Source organism: Streptomyces sp. NPDC026500 (assembly GCF_055567635.1).
In genome coordinates this window covers 125,139-148,029 of the sequence record NZ_JBVHQB010000010.1, presented here as the reverse complement: position 1 = coordinate 148,029, position 22,891 = coordinate 125,139, and the positions used below count along the sequence as shown (strand labels likewise).

Here is a 22,891-nt window from a genome sequence, read left to right as displayed (position 1 = left end):
TCAAGGACGCGCCAAGGCTTCGCACCTCGTCAGGGAATGCTTCATGGCTTTGCCGGGGAAGCCTCCTTGCCGGATGTGGGGTCGGCACCGTGCGGGCCGTCCGGCCGAGTCAGAGCCGGCTCGGGGGTGGCGGTCGCCGGAAGGTCGGGACGGACCGACAGGGGATCGGACGCGGCCGGGACGGTGAGCACCATGGTGAGTCCACCGCCGGGAGTGTCCTCGGCGGTGAGGGTGCCGCCCATCGCCTCGGCGAAGCCGCGGGCGACCGCGAGGCCGAGCCCGACCCCGGCGCCACGGGGTGCGTCTCCGTAGCGCTGGAACGGCTCGAAGATGCGGTCCTTGGCCTCGTCCGGGACGCCGGGGCCCCGGTCCACCACGCGCACCTCCACCCGGTCTGCCATGGCGCTGGCTGAGACCAGGACCCGCTCGCCGGAGGGGCTGTATTTGACCGCGTTCTCCACGAGGTTGGCGACCGAGCGTTCCAGCAGGCCGGGGTCGACGGCGACCATCGGCAGGGTCTCCGGGATCTCCAGGTCCACGCTGTCCTCGGGGACCCCGCCGAGCGCCATCGGGACGACCTCGTCGAGGTCGATCTCCCGGATCAGCGGGGTGACCGTGCCGGTCTGGAGGCGGGACATGTCGAGCAGGTTGCCCACCAGATTGTCGAGTCGGTCCGCGCCCTGCTCGATACCCTCGAGCAGCTCGGCCCGGTCCTCCTCCGACCAGGCCACGTCGTCGGACCTGAGGGAGGTAACGGCTGCCTTGATCGCGGCCAGCGGGGTGCGCAGGTCGTGGCTGACGGCGGCGAGCAGCGCGGTGCGGATGCGGTTGCCCTCGGCCAGTGTGCGGGACTGGTCGGCCTGGGACTGCAGCCGCTGCCGGTCCAGGACCACCGCGGCCTGGGCGGCGAAGGCGGCCAGCACCCGCCTGTCCTCGGCCGGCAGAACCCGCCCCGACAGGGCCAGCGCCATACGGTCGCCGACCGGCACGTCGACGTCCGCGTCCTCCGGCCGTTCGACACGCGGGCGCGGGCCCACACTGCCGGCGCAGGTCCAGGGGGCCACGTCGCTCTCCCGCTCCAGGAGCGCGACCGACTCCATGGCGAAGGTCTCCCGGACCCGCTCCAGCAGGGCCTCCAGGCTGGTCTCGCCGCGCAGCACGCTGCCCGCCAGGAAGGAGAGAATCTCCGATTCGGCGCGCAGCCGGGCCGCCTGGTGCGTGCGCCGGGCCGCCAGGTCGACGACCGAGGCGACCGACACGGCGACACCGACGAAGATCGCGATGGCGACGATGTTGTCGGGATCGGCGATCGTCAGGGTGTGGACGGGCGGGGTGAAGTACCAGTTCAGCAGCAGGGAGCCCACCACGGCCGAGGCCAGCGCCGGGTAGAGGCCGCCCAGCAGGGCCGCGGCCACCGTCAGAGCAAGGAACAGCAGCATGTCGTTGGCGAGGCCGACTTCGGGTGTAACGCCGGTGAGCAGCAGGGTGAGGAGCGCCGGGCCGGTCACACCGACGAGCCAGCCCCAGATGACGCGGGACCGGCCGAGCCGGGTGCTCCGGGCCACGGGCAGTCCGCGTCCCTTGCCCGCCTCGTCGTGGGTGATCAGGTGGACGTCCAGGTCGGGACCCGAGTCGCGGGCCACCGTCGCGCCGACGCCCGGCCCGAACACGTACTGCCATCCCTTGCGGCGGGACACCCCGAGCACGATCTGCGTGGCGTTGACCCCGCGCGCGAAGTCGAGGAGCCCGGTCGGGACGTCGTCGCCGATGACGTGGTGGAAGGTGCCGCCGAGGTCCTCCACGAGGGTGCGCTGGACCGCCAGTTCCTTCGGCGAGGCATTGGTGAGTCCGTCGCTACGGGCTATGTAGACGGCCAGTACCTCACCGCCGGCACCCTTTTCGGCGAGGCGTACGGCCCGTCGGATCAGCGTGCGGCCTTCGGGGCCGCCGGTGAGTCCCACGACGATCCGCTCCCGGGAGCCCCAGATCTTGGAGACCCGGTGTTCGCTGCGGTACTCGGTCAGGTATTCGTCGACCCGGTCGGCGACCCACAGCAGCGCGAGCTCGCGCAGGGCCGTGAGGTTGCCCGGACGGAAGTAGTTGGACAGGGCGGCGTCGACCTTGTCTGGCTTGTAGATGTTGCCGTGCGCCATCCGGCGGCGCAGCGCGGGCGGCGACATGTCGACCAACTCGATCTGGTCCGCCCGGCGTACGACTTCGTCCGGGACCGTCTCCTGCTGCCGGATGCCGGTGATGGACTCGACGACGTCGCCCAGCGATTCCAGGTGCTGGATGTTGACGGTGGAGACGACGTCGATGCCCGCGGCGAGGAGTTCCTCGACGTCCTGCCATCGCTTGGTGTTGCGAGAACCGGGGATGTTCGTGTGGGGCAGTTCGTCGACCAGGGCCACCTGGGGGCGCCGGGCCAGCACCGCGTCCACGTCCATCTCCGTGAAAACGGTGCCGCGGTACTCCAGTTCCTTGCGCGGGACCTGCTCCAGCCCGTGCAGCATCACCTCGGTGCGCGGCCGGTGGTGGTGTTCCACGAACGCGACCACGCAGTCGGTACCCCGCTCGACCCGGCGGTGCGCCTCGGAGAGCATCGCGTACGTCTTGCCGACCCCCGGTGCCGCACCGAGGTAGATCCGAAGTTTGCCGCGTGCCATCTTCTCGTCTCTTCGTCTCTACGGGCGGGGCCGTAAGGTGCCAGGGGTGGTCTCGAAAGAGATCCGGTTGGGAAATCCTGTCGGGAATCCGGTCGGGATCTCAGCCAGGGACTCAGCGTTCGAAGCGGTAACCCATGCCGGGTTCGGTGATGAGGTAACGGGGGTGGGCGGGGTCCGCCTCCAGCTTGCGGCGGAGTTGGGCCATGTAGACCCGCAGGTAGTTGGTCTTGTCGCTCTGGCTGGCCCCCCACACCTCCTGAAGCAGCTGCTTCTGCGTGATGAGCCGGCCGGGGTTGCAGACCAGGATCTCCATCAGATGCCACTCGGTCGGTGTGAGACGTACGTCGTGCCCGTCGCGGGTCGCCTTCTTGGCGAGCAGGTCGAGCGTGAAAGCGTCCGTCGTGACGAATGTCGTCTCGGGGGCCAGGGGAATGTCCTCGGTGCGGCGGACGGCGGCCCGCAACCGGGCCAGCAGTTCGTCCATGCTGAACGGCTTGGTGATGTAGTCGTCGGCGCCTGCGTCGAGCGCGGCGACCTTCTCGTCGGAGGCCCGGCGCGCGGACAGCACCACGATCGGTACGCGGGTCCAGCCGCGCAGGGCTTTGATGACATCCGTGCCGTCCATGTCGGGCAGCCCGAGGTCGAGCAGCACGACGTCGGGCTGCCGGGCGGCGGCGATGCGCAGGGCGGTGGTGCCGTCGGGGGCCGCGTCCACTCCGTACTTGCGGGCCCGCAGGTTGATCACGAGGGCCCGGACGAGCTGAGGGTCGTCCTCCACCACCAGTACCCGGGTCATCGGTGTACGCCTTCCCTGTGGGTCGGAGGGCCGGAACCTGTGGAACCGGCTTCGTGAGCGCGGGAGTCGACGAGCCGGGGTGTCCTCCCCGGTCGCCAACTCCCGCGCGGTGCGCGTAAGGCCATCAGCTCTTCGCCACGAGTTCCTTGAGTGCGATGTTGAGTTCGAGGACGTTGACGCGGGGTTCGCCGATGAAGCCGAGGGTCCGTCCGTCGGTGTGCTCGTCGACCAGCTTCTGCACCTGAGCGACGGGCAGGCCGTTCTTATCCGCGATCCGGTGCACCTGGATGTCCGCGTAGTCCGGGGAGATGTCCGGGTCCAGGCCCGAGCCGGACGAGGTCACCGCGTCGGCGGGCACGTCCGCGGGCTTGACCGTGTAGCCGGGGACCGAGTTGTCCTTGATGACGGCGGCCTTGGCGTCCTTGACCCACTTGATCAGGTCGGCGTTGTCACCGGAACGGTTCGTGGCGCCGGACAGGATCAGCTTGTACTGGGTGTTGACGCTGTTGGTGCCGAGGCCGTTCTGCGGGCGGCCCTGGAACCACTTCAGGTCGGGCTCCGGGGTCTCCTGGCCCTTCTTCAGCGGCAGGTTGTAGGCCTGCCCGATGAGCGAGGAGCCGACCACCTTGCCGTCCGCCTTGATCTCCGAGCCGTTCGCCCTGCCGGGGAAGATCCCCTGGGCGACACCGGTGACGGCGAGCGGATACAGCACCCCGCACACAACTGTCAGGACGAGCAGGGCGCGCAGGCCGGCCCAGAGCAACCGGGCCGTGTTGCTTACCGAGTTGTTCATGGGGATCAGCCGATTCCGGGGATGAGGGAGATGAGCAGGTCGATGATCTTGATGCCGACGAACGGGGCGACCAGGCCGCCGAGGCCGTAGATCCCGAGGTTGCGCCGCAGCAGCTTGTCGGCGCTGACCGGCCGGTACTGCACGCCCTTCAGGGCGAGCGGCACCAGCGCGATGATGATCAGCGCGTTGAAGATGACGGCCGAGAGGATCGCGGAGTCGGGCGAGGACAGGTGCATGATGTTGAGCTTGTCCAGGCCCGGATAGACCGCGGCGAACAGCGCCGGGATGATCGCGAAGTACTTGGCGACGTCGTTGGCGATGGAGAACGTCGTCAACGCGCCCCGGGTGATCAGCAGTTGCTTGCCGATCTCCACGATCTCGATGAGCTTGGTGGGGTTGGAGTCCAGGTCCACCATGTTCCCGGCCTCCTTGGCGGCCGAGGTGCCGGTGTTCATGGCCACGCCCACGTCGGCCTGGGCCAGCGCCGGGGCGTCGTTGGTGCCGTCGCCGGTCATCGCGACGAGCTTGCCGCCCGCCTGCTCCCGCTTGATGAGCGCCATCTTGTCCTCGGGAGTCGCCTCCGCGAGGAAGTCGTCGACACCCGCCTCCTCGGCGATCGCCTTCGCGGTCAGCGGGTTGTCACCCGTGATCATGATGGTCTTGATGCCCATGCGGCGCAGCTCGTCGAACCGCTCCCGCATGCCGTCCTTGACGACGTCCTTGAGGTGGATGACGCCCAGGATCCGGGCACCGCGCGCGTCCTCGACGGCCACGAGCAGCGGGGTGCCGCCGGCCTCGGAGATGCGGTTGGCCAGGGTGTCGGCGTCCGTCGATACGGTGCCGCCCTGCTCCTTGACCCAGGTGATGACCGAACCGGCCGCGCCCTTGCGGATCTTCCGCCCGTCCACGTCCACACCCGACATCCGGGTCTGGGCGGTGAAGGCGATCCACTCCGCGCCCGCCAGTTCGCCCTGGTGCCGCTCGCGCAGCCCGTACTTCTCCTTCGCCAGGACCACGATGGAACGGCCCTCGGGTGTCTCGTCGGCCAGCGAGGAGAGCTGGGCGGCGTCGGCGACCTCGGCCTCGGTCGTCCCCGTCACCGGCACGAACTCCGACGCCTGCCGGTTGCCCAGCGTGATGGTGCCGGTCTTGTCCAGCAGCAGGGTGGAGACGTCACCGGCGGCCTCGACCGCCCGGCCCGACATCGCCAGGACATTGCGCTGCACCAGGCGGTCCATGCCCGCGATGCCGATCGCGGAGAGCAGGGCGCCGATGGTGGTCGGGATCAGGCAGACCAGCAGGGCCACCAGGACGACCATCGTCAGGTGCGTGCCCGCGTAGTCGGCGAACGGCGGCAGCGTGGCCACCGCCAGCAGGAACACGATCGTGAGCGAGGCGAGGAGGATGTTCAGCGCGATCTCGTTGGGCGTCTTCTGCCGGGCCGCGCCCTCGACCAGGGCGATCATCCGGTCGATGAACGTCTCGCCGGGCTTCGTCGTGATCTTGATGACGATCCGGTCGGAGAGGACCTTCGTGCCGCCCGTGACCGCGGACCGGTCGCCGCCGGACTCCCGGATGACCGGGGCCGACTCGCCGGTGATGGCCGACTCGTCGACCGAGGCGACACCCTCGACGACGTCACCGTCGCCGGGAATGATGTCGCCCGCCTCGCAGACCACCAGGTCGCCGACGCGCAGCTCGGTGCCGGGCACCTGCTCCTCGGAGCGGCCGTCCACCGAGAGGCGGCGCGCGACGGTGTCGGTCTTGGCCTTCCTGAGGGTGTCCGCCTGGGCCTTGCCGCGGCCTTCGGCCACCGCCTCCGCCAGGTTGGCGAAGATCACGGTGAGCCACAGCCAGGCGCTGATCGCCCAGCCGAACCAGTCGCCCGGGTCCTTGAAGGAGAAGACCGTCGTCAGCACCGAGCCGACGAGGACGACGAACATGACGGGCGACTTGACCATCACCCGCGGGTCGAGCTTGCGGACGGCGTCCGGCAGCGACCTGAGCAGCTGCTTGGGGTCGAACAGGCCCGCGCCGACCTTTCCTTCGTCCTTGTGGCCGGTCGGCACATCGCTGTGCGGCGCCCGAGTGGGAGTAGTCGTGGACACAGCGTCCTCTTGGTTGTCTATGCGTGTGGTCATGACGCCAGCCCCTCGGCCAGCGGACCCAGCGCCAGGGCCGGGAAGTAGGTCAGACCGGTGATGATCAGGACCGCGCCCACCAGCAGACCTGTGAACAGCGGCTTCTCCGTGCGCAAAGTGCCCGCGGTCGCCGGCACCGGCTTCTGCTCCGCCAGCGAACCCGCCAGCGCCAGCACGAACACCATCGGCAGGAACCGGCCCAGCAGCATGACCAGCCCGATCGTGCTGTTGAACCACTGCGTGTCCGCGTTCAGACCGGCGAAGGCCGAGCCGTTGTTGTTGGCGCCCGAGGTGTAGGCGTAGAGGATCTCGGAGAATCCGTGCGCCCCGGAGTTGGTCATCGAGTGGCCCGGGGTGGGCAGCGCCATCGCCGCGGCGGTGAAGACGAGCACCAGTGCCGGGGTGATCAGGATGTAGCAGGCCGCGAACTTGATCTCGCGGGTGCCGATCTTCTTGCCCAGGTACTCGGGGGTGCGGCCGACCATCAGGCCGGCGATGAACACGGCGATGATCGCCATGATCAGCATGCCGTAGAGACCGGAGCCCGTACCACCGGGCGCGATCTCACCCAGCTGCATGCCCAGCATGGTGATACCGCCGCCGAGTCCGGTGAACGAGGAGTGGAAGGAGTCCACCGCACCCGTCGAGGTCAGCGTCGTGGACACCGCGAAGATCGACGAGGCCCCCACACCGAACCGGGTCTCCTTGCCCTCCATCGCCCCGCCCGCGATGTCGAACGCGGGACCGTGGTGGTGGAACTCGGTCGCCATCATCAGCGCCGCGAAACCGATCCAGATGGTCACCATCGTGGCGAGGATCGCGTAACCCTGGCGGACCGAGCCGACCATGACACCGAAGGTGCGGGTCAGCGCGAACGGGATCACCAGCAGCAGGAAGATCTCGAACAGGTTCGAGAACGGCGTCGGGTTCTCGAAGGGATGCGCAGAGTTGGCGTTGAAGTAACCGCCACCATTCGTGCCCACCTCCTTGATCGCCTCCTGCGAGGCCACCGCGCCACCGTTCCACTGCTGCGAGCCACCGAAGAACTGGCCCACCGAGTGGATCCCGGCAAAGTTCTGGATCGCACCACAGGCCACCAGCACGACCGCCGCGACCACCGACAGCGGCAGCAGGATACGGACCGTGCCACGCACCAGGTCGGACCAGAAGTTGCCCAGCTCACCGGTCCGCGAGCGGGCGAAGCCACGCACCAGCGCCACGGCCACCGCCATGCCGACGGCCGCGGAGACGAAGTTCTGCACCGCCAGACCGGCGGTCTGCACGACGTGGCCCATGGCCTGCTCGCCGTAGTACGACTGCCAGTTGGTGTTCGTCACGAACGACGCGGCGGTGTTGAACGCCTGGTCCGGGTCGATCGCCGTGAAGCCCAGCGAGCCGGGCAGATGACCCTGCACGCGCTGCAGGAGATAGAGGAACAGGACACTGACGGCGGAGAAGGCCAGCACACCCCGCAGGTACGCGGGCCAGCGCATCTGCGCATTCGGGTCGGCGCCGATGCCCTTGTAGATCCACTTCTCCACGCGCAGGTGCTTGTCGGAGGAGTAGACCCGGGCCATGTAGTCGCCCAGGGGACGGTAGGCGAGTGCCAGTGCCGCTATGAGAGCCAGCAGCTGAAGCACGCCGGCGAGAACGGGACTCATATCGAGGTTCAGAACCTCTCCGGGAAGACGAGGGCGAGGACGAGATAGCCCAGCAGGGCGACGGCCACGACCAGGCCGACAATGTTCTCGGCGGTCACAGCTTCGTCACCCCCTTGGCGACGAGGGCCACCAGCGCGAACACCGCGATCGTGGTGACGACGAAGGCCAGGTCGGCCATCGTGAGCTCCTAGAAGAGGTTCGGATCGAGCGGACGATTAGAGGAAACCGTCTCTCTGGCCGAATTCGAGCGCCGTTGACGGCTCCCATACGGAGGCTCGGACACCTTTGACGGAACTCTTACGGCCGACTCATCCATCCGCCGGAACCGATCCCCCATCCGCCTGAGACGTCGACGGCCCGCGCCATCGAGGTGCGGGAATCCCCTTCCGGTGGCCCATGCCACACCCTGGCGTCAAGAACGAGCAGGGTGCCCATCAGAGTCTCGTCAAGACATGCGGTTCTGGCCTCCCCTGGCCTCTACCTTCGGCAGTATGGAACGCCGCTACGACGCGCGACACGACGCGGTCCGCACTCCTCCGGAGCCGCCCGCGGAAGTGGCGCACGACCGCCACTGGGCAAGGGATCTGCGCAGCTCGATCCGCTGCGCGGCCGTACTGCTCACCACTCTCCTGCTGATCGACTGGGGAGCGGGCACGCTCACCCCCCTGCGCGGCGCGCTGTGGGCCGGGGTCGGCTTGCTCCTGTTCCTGGTGCTGTACCCGCCCAGGGTCAGCGCGGGCGAGGGCTGGCTGGCCTCACGCGGACTGCTGCGGAAGCGGCGGGTTCGCACCGACCTGCTGGTGTCGGTGCGCTGTCTGGACGGCGTATCGCAGCGGCTCCTCCTGCGGGACGCGTCCGGTGTTCGGGTCGAGATCAACCCCCAGATCCTGGTGGACAACCCCGAACTGTGGCACCGCCTGGACGAGGACGCCCAGAAGTCGGCGGCGTCCGGATCGCTCGCCTGTGGGGCGACCGCGCTGCGCCAGGTCTCGGAGCGGATCGATCGCGAGACCGCCCTCACCGTGTTCAAGGTCTCCGGGCTGGGCTGAGCCCGCGCCGCCCTCATCCCCGTCTGTCCACCGGATGCGGCTGCACCCCGGTCATGAGGATGTCCAGACCGCGCCGCGTCGTCGCCAGCACGACGCGGTCGGCCGCTCGAAGCACCCGCCCGTGGGGCGGACGCCAGTCGAAGCCGGGCCGGCGGAACCGGATCCCCGCGAGCGTGTCCCCGGACGAGGGCGCGGGGTGCGCCATGGCGGAACCGACGGCCAGGACCCGCCACTCGTGCTCGCGGAACGCCTCATGGACCGAGCGTCCCTCGAGTTCGGGGTGCCCGGCCACGTCGACGACCGTGAACAGCAGCGAGCCCCGCTCGACCGGCATCACTCCCAGCACATGGCGGCCCATCATCGCGGCGGCGAAGGAGGGCGCCGCGAGCGCCGAGACGCTGCGGCTGCGGGTGGGCGCGTCGGGGTAGGAAGCGCGCAGGGTGCGTTGCACGGTGGCGGCGAAGTCGTCGTCGTACAGCCGCATCACCACGCGTATGCCCGGGTTGATCTCGCGTGCGGCCATCACGATGTCGAGGTTCTCGCCGTCGTCCCGGGTGAGGACCAGCAGCGACTTGCTGTGCCGGATGAGTGCCCGGTCGAGGACACCCGGTGCTCCGGCCTCCTCCAGCACCAGGGGAACGCCGAGTTCCCGGGCAAGGGCGACGCCGCGCGCGTGTGGGTCCCGTTCTACCGCGACGACCTCGTGATCGGTGGTGCACAGCTGGGCGAGCACCCGGGTGCCGATCTTGCCGAGACCGACCACGACGATGTGATCCGTGAGGTCGTCGGCGGGCGGATGGCCGGCGGAGGCAGTGCGGAAAGCCTCGGTGGCGTTCATGGTGGCGGCCACGACGAGCGGCAGTACGGCGAGCCCGACGAAGCCCGCGATCAGTTGCAGCACCCGGCGGGCCACGGCCTCCCTGGTGGCGGGATCGCCCATGGTGAAGATGTCCAGCAGCGGGAGGTAGGCGTTCTTCCACCACGGATGCTCGTCGGCGAACAGCGCCGTGGCGGCGGTGAGCGCCAGCACGATCGCGGCCAGTGCCCCGAAGACCGCGAGGACGTCACGGGAGAGGAAGACCCGCCACGGCAGGTGCGCGAGCCGTGCCCGCAGCCAGCCGCTGACAGAGGCTCGCCGCTCTCGCGCGGTCGGCTCGGGTGCGTGGTGATGCTGGGTGACCTCCTCGAACATCAGGCGGCCGTGCGTGAACTGGCGGTGGTAGGCGGTGCGGGTGTCCGGCAGCAGCTGCGTGCCGTCCTCGCCCCGTGTTTCGGCGCTGTCCTCGCTCGCCGGGTCGTCCTGGTGCGCGCCGGAGAGCACGGCGAGCGTGGCCAGATCGGTCGGCCGGGGTGGTGTGCCGGCGGCCCGTACGACGCCGCGGAAGACCTTGCCCTCGATCTGGAGGGTGTGGCCGTGGCCGACCGTGGCGGCGGCCACCAGTTCGGGCACGGCGGTGTCTGCGTCGGACAGCACCGTGGTGGACATGTCCGGCCGGGGATCGTCGTCGCCCCCGCCCGTGACCTCGGCGGCCGCGCGGTCGAGGAGGCGCTCCAGGTGCCGGCCGCGCTCACGGTTGAACATGCGGATGACCAGGCGTACGGACGGGTTGAGGCCCCTGGCCAGGAGCGCCGCGGTCATGTTGACCTGGTCGTCACCGTAGGTCAGTGCGAGGGCCGCGGCCCGCTGTACGCCCGCGGCCCGCAGGGTCTGCTCGTCGGGGTGCGCCGACACCAGCAGCTCGATGGGCGAGTGCGGGTCCCGGTGGAGCGCGGCGATCTCGGAGCCGTGTTCGTCGCGCCGGGAGGGCAGCACGACGGTCACGGCCTCGCCGCACACGGCGTCCAGTTCGACGGCGAGCCGGTGCGCGAGCCCGTCGTCGCCGCAGATCACCATGTGCTGGGAGCGGGGGCCAAGTTCCGTACGTATATGGAGAGTTGACGTCACATCAGTCAAGAACGGCAGCACGGAGGCAACCGGTTCCGGGGAGACACCCGTTCGGCGTCAACGTTCCGTATAGGTCTGTCATCTCGTCTACGACTGTCACCTCGTCCCGTATGCGTCCATCAGCCGTCCCTCACCGGCCCCGCCGTGTCGAGAGCCGCGCCCGTCTGGTCGGCGAGGGTGACCGCGACCAGGCGTGCCTGGAGCGGCGGTACGGGGCCCGGGCCGGGGGTGAGCATGAAGCGGCCCAGGTAGCGGCCGTTGCCGTGGGTACGCAGCTCGATCTCGCCGTCCGGCCAGCCGCTCGCGTCGACATCCCAGTGCCGCCGCCCGACCGCCACGTTGCCGTCCTGTTCCAGGCGCGGCGGCTGCCCCATCAGGGTGCCGTACTCGAAACGGCAGCCACGCAGGCCGAGGAGTTCGGTCAGCTCCCGGCGGACGTGGTCGACCACGGTGTCCGAGGACTTCGCGGACTGGGCGAGCTCGGCCGTCTCATAAATCCGGGCCAGGTATCCCGCGTCCGTCACGGTGATCACTTCGAGGCGGCGGGCGCGGGCCGCGAGCTGGGACACGATCAGGCCGACGATCAGCAGCAGGACGGCCGTCTCGATGTCCGAGGACGCGGTGATGTCGAAGGTCTGGTAGGGACGGGTGAGGAAGAAGTCGAACCAGGCCGCCGCCGACAGCGCCGCGACCGCACCGGCCGTACGGCTGCCGATCGCCGCGACCGCGACGACCACCACGACCAGGATCAGCGCCGCGTTGGTACGCGACAGATCCGTTCGGAAGGGCACGAGGACGAGTGCCACCAGGAACGGGCCCAGGAGACCCGCCACCAGGGCGAGTCGGTCCCGTATCGGATATCCGGTCATCACGCCGTCACCTCCTGCGCTCGTCACGACGCCTCCGAGCCCCTGTGTCCTGGCGCTCACGAGTCCTGGTGTGCCGCTTTCGGTGTTCATACGCTGCCTCCTACGCTCTGCGGATCACCGGGGTGCTCCGCCCGCTCGGCCACGGGCAGCGACAGCACCATCGTCAGACCGCCGCCGGGAGTGTCCTCCGCGGTGAGTGTGCCGTCCATCGCCTCGGTCAGCCCCCGGGAAAGGGCCAGGCCCAGACCCAGGCTGGTGGTGTTGTCGGTGTCGCCCTGTCGCTGGAAGGGTTCGAAGAGCCGGTCGCGGTCGGTGGTCGGCAGGCCCGGCCCGCGGTCGACGACACGCACTTCCACGCGGCCCGCGTGCGCGCTCGCGGTCAGCAGCACCTTGCGGTCCGCCGGACTGTGCCGGGCGGCGTTGGCGACGAGGTTGGCGATCACCCGTTCCAGCAAGGGCGGGTCGGCCAGCACGGCCGGGACCTCCTCCAGGTCCGCCACCTCGACCTCGGGGGTGTCCGCCAGCGCGGCCGGCAGTACCTCCTCCAGCGTGGTGCCACGCAGATTGAGGGTGAGGACGCCGGCCTGGAGGCGGCTGAGGTCGAGGAGGTTCTCCACCAGCCGGTTCAGCTTGGCCATGGACTCGTCCGCGGTGGCGAGGAGTTCGTCCCGGTCCTCGTCGGAGAAGGCGATGTCCCGGCTGCGCAGCGAGGAGACCGCGGCCCAGCCCGCCGCGAGAGGCGTACGAAGGTCGTGACCGACCGCCCGCAGCAGCGCCGTGCGCATCCGGTCGGCGGCCTTGACCGGTTCGACCTCGGCGGCGGCCTCGGCGAGCCTGGCCCGTTCGACGGCCGATCCCACGTGCGCGGCGAACGCGGCGAGGACGCGCCGCTCCGACGACGGAAGCGTGCGACCGCGCAGGACCAGGAAGGCGCCGGGTCCCGCGGGCACGACCGTCGCGCCGTCGTCTCCGGGCGGCTCGTCCACCAGCTCCACGGAGTCCATGCCGAAGGTCTCGCGGGTCCGTTCCACCAGCGCCGGGATCGTCGCTCCGCCCCGCACGATGCTCCCGGCGAGCGAGGACATCGTCTCCGCCTCCGCTGTGGCCCGCGCCGAGCGCCGCGACAGGCGCAGCGAGCGGTCCACGACCGTGGCCACGACGGCGGCGACCACCGCGAAGACCGCCAGGGCCAGCAGTGCGTTCGGGTCGTTCAGCGTGAACCGGCCGATGGGCGGGATGAACCAGTAGTTGAGCAGCAGGGACGCCGTGACCGAGGCGATCACCGCCGACACGACCCCGCCTATGCAGGCCACGCCCACCACGGTGAGCAGGAAGAGCAGGGCCTCGCTGGTGAGGTTGAGCCGGTCCCGGGCCGTGTCCGGATTCAGCAGGAGGGTGAGTGCCACGGGCAGCAGCAGCCCGGCGACCGGGCCGGCGATCCTGCGTACGGTGGAGAGGGTGCGGCGGCGGGAGGGCAGCAGGGTGCCGCGTCCGGCGCGTTCGTGGGTGACCGTGTGGACGTCGATGTCGCCGGAGAGTTCGACCGCGGTCTCGCCGGTGCCGCGTCCGGTGACGAAGCGTTCGACGCGGCCGCGGCGGCTGGTGCCGAGGACGAGCTGGGTGGCGTTCTCGGCGCGGGCGAAGTCCACCAGGGCCGTGGCGACGTCGTCGCCGACGACCGAGTGGTAGCTGCCGCCGAGATCCTCGATCAGCCGCCGTTGCCGGGCCAGGGAGGCGTGCGAGGCACCCGCGGCGAGGCCGTCGCTGCGGGTCACGTGCACGGCGAGCAGGTCACCGCCCGCCGACCTGTCCGCGATCCGTGCGGCCCGCCGGATGAGGGTGTCTCCCTCGGGCCCGCCGGTGAGGGCCACGACCACCCGTTCCCGCGTCTCCCACACCCCGCCGATGTTGTGCTCGGAGCGGTACGCCTGGAGCGCCTCGTCCACACGGTCTGCGACCCACAGCAGGGCGAGCTGGCGCAGGGCGGTCAGGTTGCCGGGGCGGAAGTAGTTGGCGAGAGCGGCGTCGATCTTCTCGGGTGCGTAGATGTTCCCGTGCGCCATCCGGCGGCGCAGTCCCTCCGGTGGGATGTCGACGAACTCGATCTGCTGCGCCCGTCGTACGACCTCGTCGGGTACCGTCTCGCGCTGCGGTACCCGCGTGATCTTCTCGACGACGTCGTTGAGGGACTCCAGGTGCTGGATGTTCAGCGCTGTGATGACGTCGATCCCGGCGGCGAGCAGTTCCTCGATGTCCTGCCACCGCTTGGGATTGCGGCCGCCTCCCGGAACGTTGCTGTGGGCGATCTCGTCCACCAGCGCGACCTGCGGGCGACGGGCGAGGACCGCGGCCAGGTCCATCCCCTCGAAGTCCCCGCCGCGATAGGAGCAGGGCGCACGCCGGACGACCTCCAGGCCGTCGAGCATCCTCTCCGTGCCGGGGCGCCCGTGGCACTCCACGAACCCCACCACCACATCAGCGCCGCGCGCCGCCCGGCGTCGCCCTTCGTCGAGCATGCGGTAGGTCTTGCCGACCCCAGGGGCGGCGCCGAGGTAGACCTTCAGCCGCCCGGGCCGTACCTCGCCCACATCAGGGGGTACGCCCCCGGCGAGAGGCTGTGCCTCGCCCCCGCCGGTCCGTACGTCGCTCATATCGATCCGTACGTCACTCATCGCAGCCGACGTGCTCCACTCACTGGCGATCGATTCCCTGAAGGGAAGGGTTGCTTCCCCTACCGAACCGCTTGTGCGTGTCTCTCGGCGCGCTCCCTGACGCATCCTTGGCGCCGGTCACGTGGACGTTGACACTGCTTTGACGGGTGCTGGCCCGATAGGGTGAAAGCGGTGTGCCGGGAAGTCTGGTCGGCGGGGAGCCACAAGGTCTCCTCCTCATGACCAGAGGGATGCCATGCGCGCGGTAGGGACAGTTCTGGCTCTCGTGGTCCTCGCCACCGTCGTGGCCACCTTCGCTCGCCACTGGCGTATCCCCGCACCCTCCCTGCTCGTGATCGCGGGCCTCGCCGTCGCCCTGCTGCCGGGCACCCCGGAGATCCAGATCAGCCCCGAGATCATCGGCCTCGTCGTCCTGCCGCCCCTTCTGTACGCGAGCGCCGAGGAACTGCCCTGGCGCGACCTACGCGCCGTGTGGAAACCGGTCGGAGTGCTGTCGACGGGCCTGGTCCTGGCCTCGGCGGCCGCGGTCGGGGCGGTCGCTTCCCTGGTCACGCCGCTGTCGTGGCAGATGGCGTTCGTGCTGGGAGCCGTGCTGGCGAGCACCGACCCGGTGGCGGTGACCGCGCTCGGCAGACGGCTGGCGCTGCCGCCCAAGGTGCAGGTGCTGGTGCAGGCCGAGAGCCTCTTCAACGACGCGACCTCCCTCGTCCTCTTCCGGGTCGCGGTGAGCGTCGCCGTGGCATCGGCGGCGGCCGGCTGGGGTGCGGCAGCGAGTGAGTTCGCGCTGCTGGCGGGCGGCGGCATGGTCATCGGCGCCGCGGTCGCGGGCGTGGTGACGCTGATCCGGCGCCGAACCGAGGACCCCGTCCTGGAGACGGTGATCGCCCTGGTCACGCCCTACGCGGCGTACGTCCTGGCCGAGGCCGCGCATGCCTCGGGTGTCACCTCGGTGGTGGTCGCCGGAGTCGTCCTGGGCGGACGGGGCGACGGCCTCACCAACGCCCGCATCCGCCTCCAGCTCCACGCCGTCTACGGCACGGTGGTCTTCCTGCTGGAGAGCGTGGTGTTCTCGCTCATCGGACTGGCTCTGCCGGCCCAGGTGCGGGCCCTGTCCGACGGCAGCCGGGCCTGGCCGCTGTACGCGCTCGCCGTCGCCGCCACGCTCATCGCCATGCGCCTGTTGTGGCTGGCGCCGCTGTCCGCCGTGGTGCAGCGCAAGGGCGGGATCCAGCGGATGAACTGGCGGGTGCCGGTCGTCCTGACCTGGGCCGGCACCCGCGGTGTGGTCCCCCTGGCAGCCGCCCTGTCCATCCCGGTGACCATGGAGGACGGGTCCACGCTCTCGGAACGCCCCCTCGTCCTCGTCCTGACCACCTCGGTCGTGGTCGTCACCCTCGTCGTCCAGGGCTTCACCCTGGCTCCCGTCGTCCGCCGTTCGGGCATCGCCCTCGAACCCGACCACACCGAACGCGAGGAGGCCGCGGCACGCTGCAGCCTGGCCAACGCGGGCCTGAGCCGGCTGGACGAGATATCCGAACTGGAAGCCGTCCCCGATGTCGTCCTCGACCGGCTTCGCCGCGGCTTGACGGCCCGCCTCGACGACGCGAGCGATCGCCTCGGGCAGGCCGACGGCGACGGCACTCCGACGGAATCCGCCGACCTCACCTACCGCCAGCTGCGACGCGACCTGATCACGGTCGAGGAGACCGAACTCCAGCGCCTCTACGACCGGCACCGCATCAGCGACACGACCCGCCGCCGACTGCAACGCTCGCTCGACCTGGAAGAGGCCCGACTCGCGGACGCCCACGGACTGCCCAGCGATTGAGGCCGAGCGCCGGGCCGTCGATCGCGGGACGGCCCGTCAGGGACGTGTCCATACGTCCGCGCCGAACGGCACCGAACGCCCCGAACACCTCAGCGGAACTCGGCGAGCCGTGGCCGCAGCCCGAGGGCGGTGAGCGCGGCCACCGAGGCCAAGGCTCCCAGGGCCCCCGGCAGCAGATCTTCCACTGAGGAGCGGCCTGCCTGGACCGAGGCGGTGAAGTGCCGGCGGTTGATGTCGGTGACCTTGTCCAGCGCCGTCATCCACGCCCCGAAGTGCGCGTTCGACGTGCCCGCCTGCCAGCCCATGCAGAACGCGACGGCCTCGCGTTCCCTGCCCTGTGCGAGCAGGGCGCGGATCTTTCGGTCGTCGCGCTGGTACACGGCGTAGGTCTCGACCGTCTTCTCCGCCGCGGTCCGCTCGCCGGCGAAGGTGACGTTGTCGAGTTCGCGCCGGAACTCGCCGGTGAAGCGCAGGTCACCGTGGTCGGAGCGGTATGCCCGCCACGTTGTGGCGAGCTCGTCGTCGTACGTGGCGGGAGTCGCGTCCTTGAGCCCGTACAGCTCCTGCGACTTGGTGAAGAAGGTCTGCGCGTACTGCTCCCGGCGCTCGGGGTCGAGGAGATAGCGGCTCTCGTCGGCGTTCGCGTCGTAGGCGATCGCCCGGGCGCGCGAGAGCGCGACGACGGAGTCGAACGCGTCACGCCGTGCCCCGCGCAGATGCTCCGCGGTGGCCGACAGCGCCTGGATGCCCAGGAGGACGGCGAGAAGCGCGCAGACCGTGGCGGCGAGGACGCCGGGGTTGAGGATCCGGTGGAAACGGCGGGCCAGGTACCACTGGAGGACACCGAGGGAGACGAGGAGCAGTACGCCGAGGACGACGGCGACGACGAGTTGGCCGGCCAGGGCCGAACGGGCCTGTGCGTACCGCGTGTTGAACGCGCTGTCGTTGGAGTCCACCAGCTTCCGCGCGTCTGGGAGGAGTTGATTCCGCAGCAGGTCGGTGGCCTTGCGGTAGTCCACGAGGGCGGCCGGCTTGCCCCGGTGCGGCCGTCGTTCTCCAGCGCGCGGCCTATGAGTTCTTGGTACTCGGCGAAGTCGTCGGTCAGGGACTCCACGGTGTGCTCGTCGGTGTGGTCGCCCTGGGCGGCGACGGCGAGCGTACGCAGATCGTGGCCGATCGTGCGGCGGGCGTCCCCGTAGAAGCCGACCGCCTTCGCGTACGGCGTCGCCAGGCGCCCTTGGCCCGCGTTGCCGCTGGAAAGAAGGATGTTGGCGGCCTGCGCGTCCATGTCGTTCAGGGCGAGGTCGAGGTCGGCGGCGCTGGTGGTGCGGGGCGCGTCCCGTCCCGCGACGGCGTCCCAGGTACTGATGGCGGCGAGCCCGGCCGACGTGAGCAGCAGGGCAAGGGCGATGGCGAGCGTGACCACGGCCATGCGCAGGAGACGCAGCCGCGCGGGCAGGGCGGTCCAGTAGCGGCGGCGCAGAACGGCCCACGCGGCCACGGCCGCGCGACGAAGGCGACGACGACCCGGGACACCCGGCCGCGGCCCCCCTCCAGGCCGCGGGCCGGGTCCACCACCGGGCCGGGCGACAGGTCCATGCTGGGGCTGTGCGCCGGTCCCGGCCACCGCCTCAGGACTGCGCGTAGTGACGGCCATGGGAGTCCCCCTGTTCAGCGAAGCCGAAACCCTGGGGGAGGCCTCGGCCCTCCGGCGTCACGCCACGGACGATCGCCCGTGTCCCCGGTGTCGCTCAGTCTGGGACCGGCCTCGGCCCCCTGTGTCGTTCGTTGACGATGTCCTGACGCTTTCTCAGGTGGCTTTGACGACGCCTTGACGTCACCCACCGGTCGGCCGTAAGGGAGGCGCAAATTCCTTGCTCGGAAGGACAGTTCGAAGGTGCGGCAGGGCTAGATTCTCCCTCGGTCGCCGGAGAGGCATCGGACGTCAGTGGCCTGACTGCTTCCCTCCCGGAAGCAACCGCGGACGCCTTCCTCGCCCGAGGGCGTCCGAACGGCCTCCCGGCGGCCGAGCACGCGGCGGCGTTGTCGTCGTCATCGCGCCGCCGATGCCCGTGCGCAGCTCTGCGGTGCCGGGATCCAGGCACCGCAGAGCCCGCCGCCCACCCGTTCCCGTGTCAGCTCGACCGGTCGTCGGCGTGCCCCGGTGCGCTCGTACCGGTTCCCACCGAGGCTCGAAGGTCCCGATGATTCCCGCCGCCCCCCAGCAGGCCCCGCCGACCCGACGACAGCGCGCCCCCGAATCGAGGGGAGAAGCGAAACGCCGCGCGCCGAGCGGTCTGTTCGAGCCCGCCCAACTCGTGCAGTCCTTCCCCGAGGCACTTCGTAAACTGCACCCTCGGATCCTGGTGAAGAACCCGGTGCTGTTCGTCGTCTCCGTGGGAGCCGTCCTCACGACCCTGTCCGCGGTGCTCCACCCCGCCGTCTTCACCTGGGTGATCAGCGCCTGGCTGTGGCTGACGGTGATCTTCGCCAACCTCGCGGAGGCCGTCGCCGAGGGCCGCGGCAAGGCGCAGGCACAGGCGCTGCGCAAGGCCCGTACGGACACGGTCGCGCTGCGCCTGCGCCACTGGAGCTACGGCACCGATCTGCGCCACGCCGACACCGAGGCCGTAGCCGCCACCGACCTCAAACCGCTCGATGTCGTCCTGGTCGAGGCGGGCGAGCTCATCCCCGCCGACGGCGACGTCATCGACGGTGTCGCCGCGGTGGACGAGTCGGCGGTCACGGGGGAATCCGCGCCGGTCATCAGGGAGTCGGGGGGCGACCGCAGCGGCGTCACGGGTGGCACGACCGTCCTGTCGGACCGGATCGTCTTGCGCGTCAGCGCCCGCCCGGGGCACTCCTTCCTCGACCGGATGATCGCGCTCGTCGAGGGCGCCTCCCGGCAGAAGACCCCGAACGAGATCGCGCTGAACATCCTGCTCGCCGCGCTCACCATCGTCTTCCTCCTGGTCGTCGTCACCCTCCAGCCGATGGCCGAGTACGCCGACGCCGCGCAGTCCACCACCGTCCTCGTCGCCCTCCTCGTCACCCTCATCCCCACGACCATCGGCGCCCTGCTGTCCGCGATCGGCATCGCGGGCATGGACCGGCTCGTCCAGCGCAATGTCCTCGCCATGTCCGGCCGTGCGGTCGAGGCCGCCGGCGACGTGGGCACCCTCCTCCTCGACAAGACCGGCACCATCACCCTCGGCAACCGCGAGGCCGCCGCGTTCGTGCCGCTGCCGGGCATCGAGGAAGGCCAACTCGCCGACGCCGCCCAGTTGTCGTCCCTGGCCGACGAGACGCCGGAAGGCCGCTCCGTCGTCGTACTGGCGAAGGAGCGGTACGGACTACGGGCGCCTGCCGAGGGCGAGCTGAGCCATGCCAGGTGGGTGAGGTTCAGCGCGCAGACCCGGATGAGCGGCGTCGACCTGAGCTGGGACAACGGCGCGGTGTGCGCGATCCGCAAGGGCGCCTCCCAGCAGGTCGTCGAGTGGGTGGAGATGTACGGGGGCCATGTCCCGCCCGAGGCGCGCAGGTCGGCGGATTCCGTGGCGGCCTCCGGCGGCACCCCGCTCCTGGTGGCCGTGCACGACTGGAACGGGCCGCGGGTGCTGGGCCTGATTCATCTGAAGGACGTCGTCAAGGACGGCATCCGCGAACGGTTCGCCGAGCTGCGCCACATGGGCATCCGCACGGTGATGATCACCGGCGACAACCCGCTCACCGCCCGCGCCATCGCCGAAGAGGCGGGCGTGGACGACTACTTGGCCGAGGCGACCCCCGAGGACAAGCTCGCGCTGATCAAACGGGAACAGGAGGGCGGCAAACTCGTCGCCATGACCGGGGACGGCACGAACGACGCGCCGGCGCTGGCCCAGGCCGACGTGGGCGTGGCCATGAACACCGGAACCTCGGCCGCCAAGGAGGCCGGGAACATGGTGGACCTGGACTCCAACCCGACGAAGCTCATCGAGATCGTCCAGATCGGCAAGCAACTGCTCATCACGCGGGGGGCGCTGACGACCTTCTCCATCACGAACGACGTGGCGAAGTACTTCGCGATCATCCCCGCGATGTTCGCGGGCGCCTACCCGGGTCTGGAATCGCTCAACGTCATGGGTCTGCACAGCCCGACGTCCGCGATCACCTCGGCAATCATCTTCAACGCGCTCATCATCGTCGCCCTGATCCCGCTCGCACTGCGGGGCGTGCGCTACACGCCGTCGTCGGCGCACGACCTGCTGCGCCGCAACCTCATGCTGTACGGCCTCGGCGGGCTCGTCCTGCCCTTCGTCGGTATCAAGCTGATCGACCTGCTGATCTCCAGGGTGCCGGGTCTCGGCTGAGCCGCGCACGCTCCCGCACCCCGGCCGTCAAGGGTGTGTATGCGCACGTCAGAGGCGCATCAGAGAACGGGCTTCCGGCTTGCCCGGGGCATACGGAACGGCTTCGATGGAGCCTGTGAACAGCGCCTGGCTCCTCTTCGACCGGCCGCCGAGTCCCGCTCGGCCGCTCCGTCGTGTGCCGCGCTGCGCGGAAACGTCCGCGTCCTTCTGACGCAGCCGTCCGCGAACCGAGGGGCGTCGTGATCCGATCCGACGCCCCTTTTCCTGCTCACCTGCCCGCACGTGCGCCGCCCCCTCGCCGGGGCTGCGCGCGTGCTCGTACCCCTGGATGAACCATGCCCGACTCCACCCTTTCCTCCCGTACCGTCCTCGTCACCGGCGCCACCTCAGGCATCGGCTACGAGAGCGCACGACAGCTCGCCGAACGCGGTGCCACCGTGCTGCTGCACGGCCGTACCGCCGAGGAGGCGCGCGCCGCCGCGGATCGACTCATCGCCACCGCCGGCGTCGGCGCGGACCGACTGCGCACGTATGCCGCCGACTTCACGCACCTCGACGAGGTCGAGTCCCTGGCGCGCCGTGTCGTCGCCGAGCACCCGCACCTCGACGTCCTCGTCAACAACGCGGGCATCGCGGCGCCCGAACGGCACACCGTCACCGCCGACGGCAACGAGATCGCCCTCCAGGTCAACTTCCTCGCCCACTATCTGCTGACGTGCCTGCTGGAGCCGGCGCTCACCCCCGACCCCGGCGGGCGGGTCGTCAACGTCTCCTCCTCCCTGCACCGCACCGCGAACATGCAGTGGAACGACCCCAACCGCGCCCGCCGCTACTCCCGGCTCGCCGCCTACGCCCAGTCACAGCTGGCGCTCACCGTCTTCGCAGCCGACCCGCGCGTGACCGCGGTCTCCGTCCACCCCGGCATCTGCGACACGGCGCTGCTGTCCCTGTACGCGCACGAAGGCGTCACACCGGCCGAGGGGGCCGCGAACGTGGTCCGCCTCTGCGACCCGGCCGTCGAGATCGTCAACGGCGCGTACTACGACCGTGCCGAGCGCGTCGAACCGGCCTCGGCCGCCACCGAGGACCGCACGATCAAGCGCCTCAACAAGCTCGCCGACCTCCTCGTCGGCCGCATCGCTTGAAGTTCCCTTTCACACAACGGAGTTGATGCCCATGTCGAAGCGCGCCCGCAAGAAGAAGGCCCGCCGCAAGAGGAAGGCGAACCACGGCCGCAGAGCCGGTCAGCGCTGAGCCCCAGGGGCGGCCCCGCTACATGCCGGGGCCGCCCCACACCCCGTGAAAGGCGACCTCGTGATCCAGCTCCTCCCCCACCAGCTTCCCGCCCTCTCCCGATGGTTCCCCGCCGCGGCGCCCGGCCCCGCCGCCCTCGCCGAACACGCCCTGGCCACCGGAACCGGGCGATGGTGGGCCGACCGGGCGGTACACCCACGCGCCATCGCCGTACGCTGCGCCGACCACGCCCTGCTGCGTGGTCACCCGACCGCCCTCACCGCCGGGGACCTCACACCGCTGGCCGACTGCTACATCGAGGCACCCGACCGCTTCCTCCCCGCCCTCGCCGATGCCTTCGACCAGGTCACCCCCTGGGAACGCATGGTCTACGTACACCGCACGCCGCCCTCCTCGATACCCCGCCTCCCCTGGGGCGTGACGGTACGACGCCTCACACCCGAACACGCCCCGGCCCTCGCCGAACTCGACGCCGACTCATCCTGGATCCACGGCACATGGGGTGGACCGGCCGCTCTCGCGGCCTCCGGTCTCGGCTGGGCCGCCTTCCACAAGGGCCGCGTTCTGGCCATCGCCTGCGCCTATTTTCTGGGCAGCACATACGAGGACATCGCCTGCGTCGCGGTGCCCGAGCACCGGCGCGAACACCTCGCCCTCGCCTGCGTCACCGCCCTGTGCGCAGACATCGCGGCCCGCGGTCACACCGCGAGTTGGTCCTGCTCCCGCGACAACCGCCCCAGCCGCCTGCTCGCCTGGACGGCCGGATTCAGACTGGAACGCGAGTACGTCCACTACGCGGCAGGAAGTCCCGCGAGGCACGACCGCGTCACCGCATAGCAGCCGCATCACCACGCGACCCCGGAGA

16 protein-coding genes are annotated in these 22,891 nt (G+C 70.3%); 6 read left to right on the top strand and 10 right to left on the bottom strand.

Going from position 1 to position 22,891, the window contains the following annotated elements; translation table 11 throughout:
• Positions 1-41: 41 nt before the first annotated feature.
• From ACZ4N5_RS20060 to kdpF, 6 genes are all read right to left on the bottom strand, one after another.
• Entirely contained in the window at positions 42-2,666 is a 2,625-nt protein-coding gene (locus ACZ4N5_RS20060) for a sensor histidine kinase (protein ID WP_467758401.1), read from the bottom strand.
• 112 nt (positions 2,667-2,778) lie between these two features.
• Positions 2,779-3,462, bottom strand: a complete 684-nt coding sequence (locus ACZ4N5_RS20055) for a response regulator (RefSeq protein ID WP_467758400.1) — start codon at positions 3,460-3,462, stop codon at positions 2,779-2,781.
• A gap of 124 nt (positions 3,463-3,586) precedes the next feature.
• Entirely contained in the window at positions 3,587-4,255 is a 669-nt protein-coding gene (locus ACZ4N5_RS20050) for a potassium-transporting ATPase subunit C (protein WP_467758399.1), read from the bottom strand.
• A 5-nt stretch (positions 4,256-4,260) separates the two neighbouring features.
• Positions 4,261-6,396, bottom strand: coding sequence for a potassium-transporting ATPase subunit KdpB (kdpB, locus tag ACZ4N5_RS20045; RefSeq protein ID WP_467758398.1), 2,136 nt, complete (start codon positions 6,394-6,396; stop codon positions 4,261-4,263).
• Entirely contained in the window at positions 6,393-8,057 is a 1,665-nt protein-coding gene (gene kdpA / locus ACZ4N5_RS20040) for a potassium-transporting ATPase subunit KdpA (RefSeq protein WP_467758397.1), read from the bottom strand. The genes kdpB (ACZ4N5_RS20045) and kdpA overlap by 4 nt, the downstream gene beginning before the upstream one ends.
• Positions 8,058-8,065: 8 nt before the next feature.
• Positions 8,066-8,155 carry a K(+)-transporting ATPase subunit F gene (gene kdpF, locus ACZ4N5_RS20035; RefSeq protein ID WP_033264828.1) on the bottom strand — a complete coding sequence of 30 codons (90 nt, stop codon included), beginning with the start codon at positions 8,153-8,155 and terminating at the stop codon, positions 8,066-8,068.
• Between the two features lie 393 nt (positions 8,156-8,548).
• Here kdpF and ACZ4N5_RS20030 point away from each other — a divergent pair, with 393 nt between their 5' ends.
• Positions 8,549-9,106, top strand: coding sequence for a hypothetical protein (locus ACZ4N5_RS20030; RefSeq protein ID WP_467758396.1), 558 nt, complete (start codon positions 8,549-8,551; stop codon positions 9,104-9,106).
• Between the two features lie 13 nt (positions 9,107-9,119).
• Here ACZ4N5_RS20030 and ACZ4N5_RS20025 read toward each other — a convergent pair whose 3' ends face one another.
• The 3 genes from ACZ4N5_RS20025 to ACZ4N5_RS20015 all read right to left on the bottom strand — a co-directional run bounded on the left by ACZ4N5_RS20025 (position 9,120) and on the right by ACZ4N5_RS20015 (position 14,508).
• Complete coding sequence (locus tag ACZ4N5_RS20025; protein WP_467758395.1) at positions 9,120-11,051, bottom strand: NAD-binding protein; 1,932 nt, start codon at positions 11,049-11,051, stop codon at positions 9,120-9,122.
• A 119-nt stretch (positions 11,052-11,170) separates the two neighbouring features.
• Positions 11,171-12,010, bottom strand: coding sequence for a DUF4118 domain-containing protein (locus ACZ4N5_RS20020; protein WP_467758394.1), 840 nt, complete (start codon positions 12,008-12,010; stop codon positions 11,171-11,173).
• A complete protein-coding gene (locus ACZ4N5_RS20015) occupies positions 12,007-14,508 on the bottom strand; it encodes a sensor histidine kinase (protein WP_467758541.1) in 2,502 nt (833 codons plus the stop codon). The genes ACZ4N5_RS20020 and ACZ4N5_RS20015 overlap by 4 nt, the downstream gene beginning before the upstream one ends.
• Before the next feature lie 319 nt (positions 14,509-14,827).
• Here ACZ4N5_RS20015 and ACZ4N5_RS20010 point away from each other — a divergent pair, with 319 nt between their 5' ends.
• A complete protein-coding gene (locus ACZ4N5_RS20010; RefSeq protein ID WP_467758393.1) occupies positions 14,828-16,420 on the top strand; it encodes a Na+/H+ antiporter in 1,593 nt (530 codons plus the stop codon).
• 89 nt (positions 16,421-16,509) lie between these two features.
• Here ACZ4N5_RS20010 and ACZ4N5_RS20005 read toward each other — a convergent pair whose 3' ends face one another.
• On the bottom strand, positions 16,510-17,439 hold the full coding sequence (locus ACZ4N5_RS20005; protein ID WP_467758392.1) for a hypothetical protein: 930 nt from the start codon (positions 17,437-17,439) through the stop codon (positions 16,510-16,512).
• Between the two features lie 1,185 nt (positions 17,440-18,624).
• Between ACZ4N5_RS20005 and kdpB (ACZ4N5_RS20000) the strand changes: the two genes are divergently transcribed.
• The 4 genes from kdpB (ACZ4N5_RS20000) to ACZ4N5_RS19985 all read left to right on the top strand — a co-directional run bounded on the left by kdpB (ACZ4N5_RS20000) (position 18,625) and on the right by ACZ4N5_RS19985 (position 22,863).
• Entirely contained in the window at positions 18,625-20,772 is a 2,148-nt protein-coding gene (gene kdpB, locus ACZ4N5_RS20000) for a potassium-transporting ATPase subunit KdpB (protein ID WP_467758391.1), read from the top strand.
• Positions 20,773-21,107: 335 nt separating this feature from the next.
• On the top strand, positions 21,108-21,917 hold the full coding sequence (locus ACZ4N5_RS19995) for an SDR family NAD(P)-dependent oxidoreductase (protein ID WP_467758390.1): 810 nt from the start codon (positions 21,108-21,110) through the stop codon (positions 21,915-21,917).
• Positions 21,918-21,942: 25 nt separating this feature from the next.
• Positions 21,943-22,026, top strand: a complete 84-nt coding sequence (locus ACZ4N5_RS19990) for a 50S ribosomal protein bL37 (protein WP_467758540.1) — start codon at positions 21,943-21,945, stop codon at positions 22,024-22,026.
• Between the two features lie 60 nt (positions 22,027-22,086).
• Positions 22,087-22,863 (top strand): GNAT family N-acetyltransferase, encoded by a 777-nt coding sequence (locus ACZ4N5_RS19985; RefSeq protein WP_467758389.1) that lies wholly within the window; start codon positions 22,087-22,089, stop codon positions 22,861-22,863.
• The last annotated feature ends 28 nt before the right edge of the window (positions 22,864-22,891 follow it).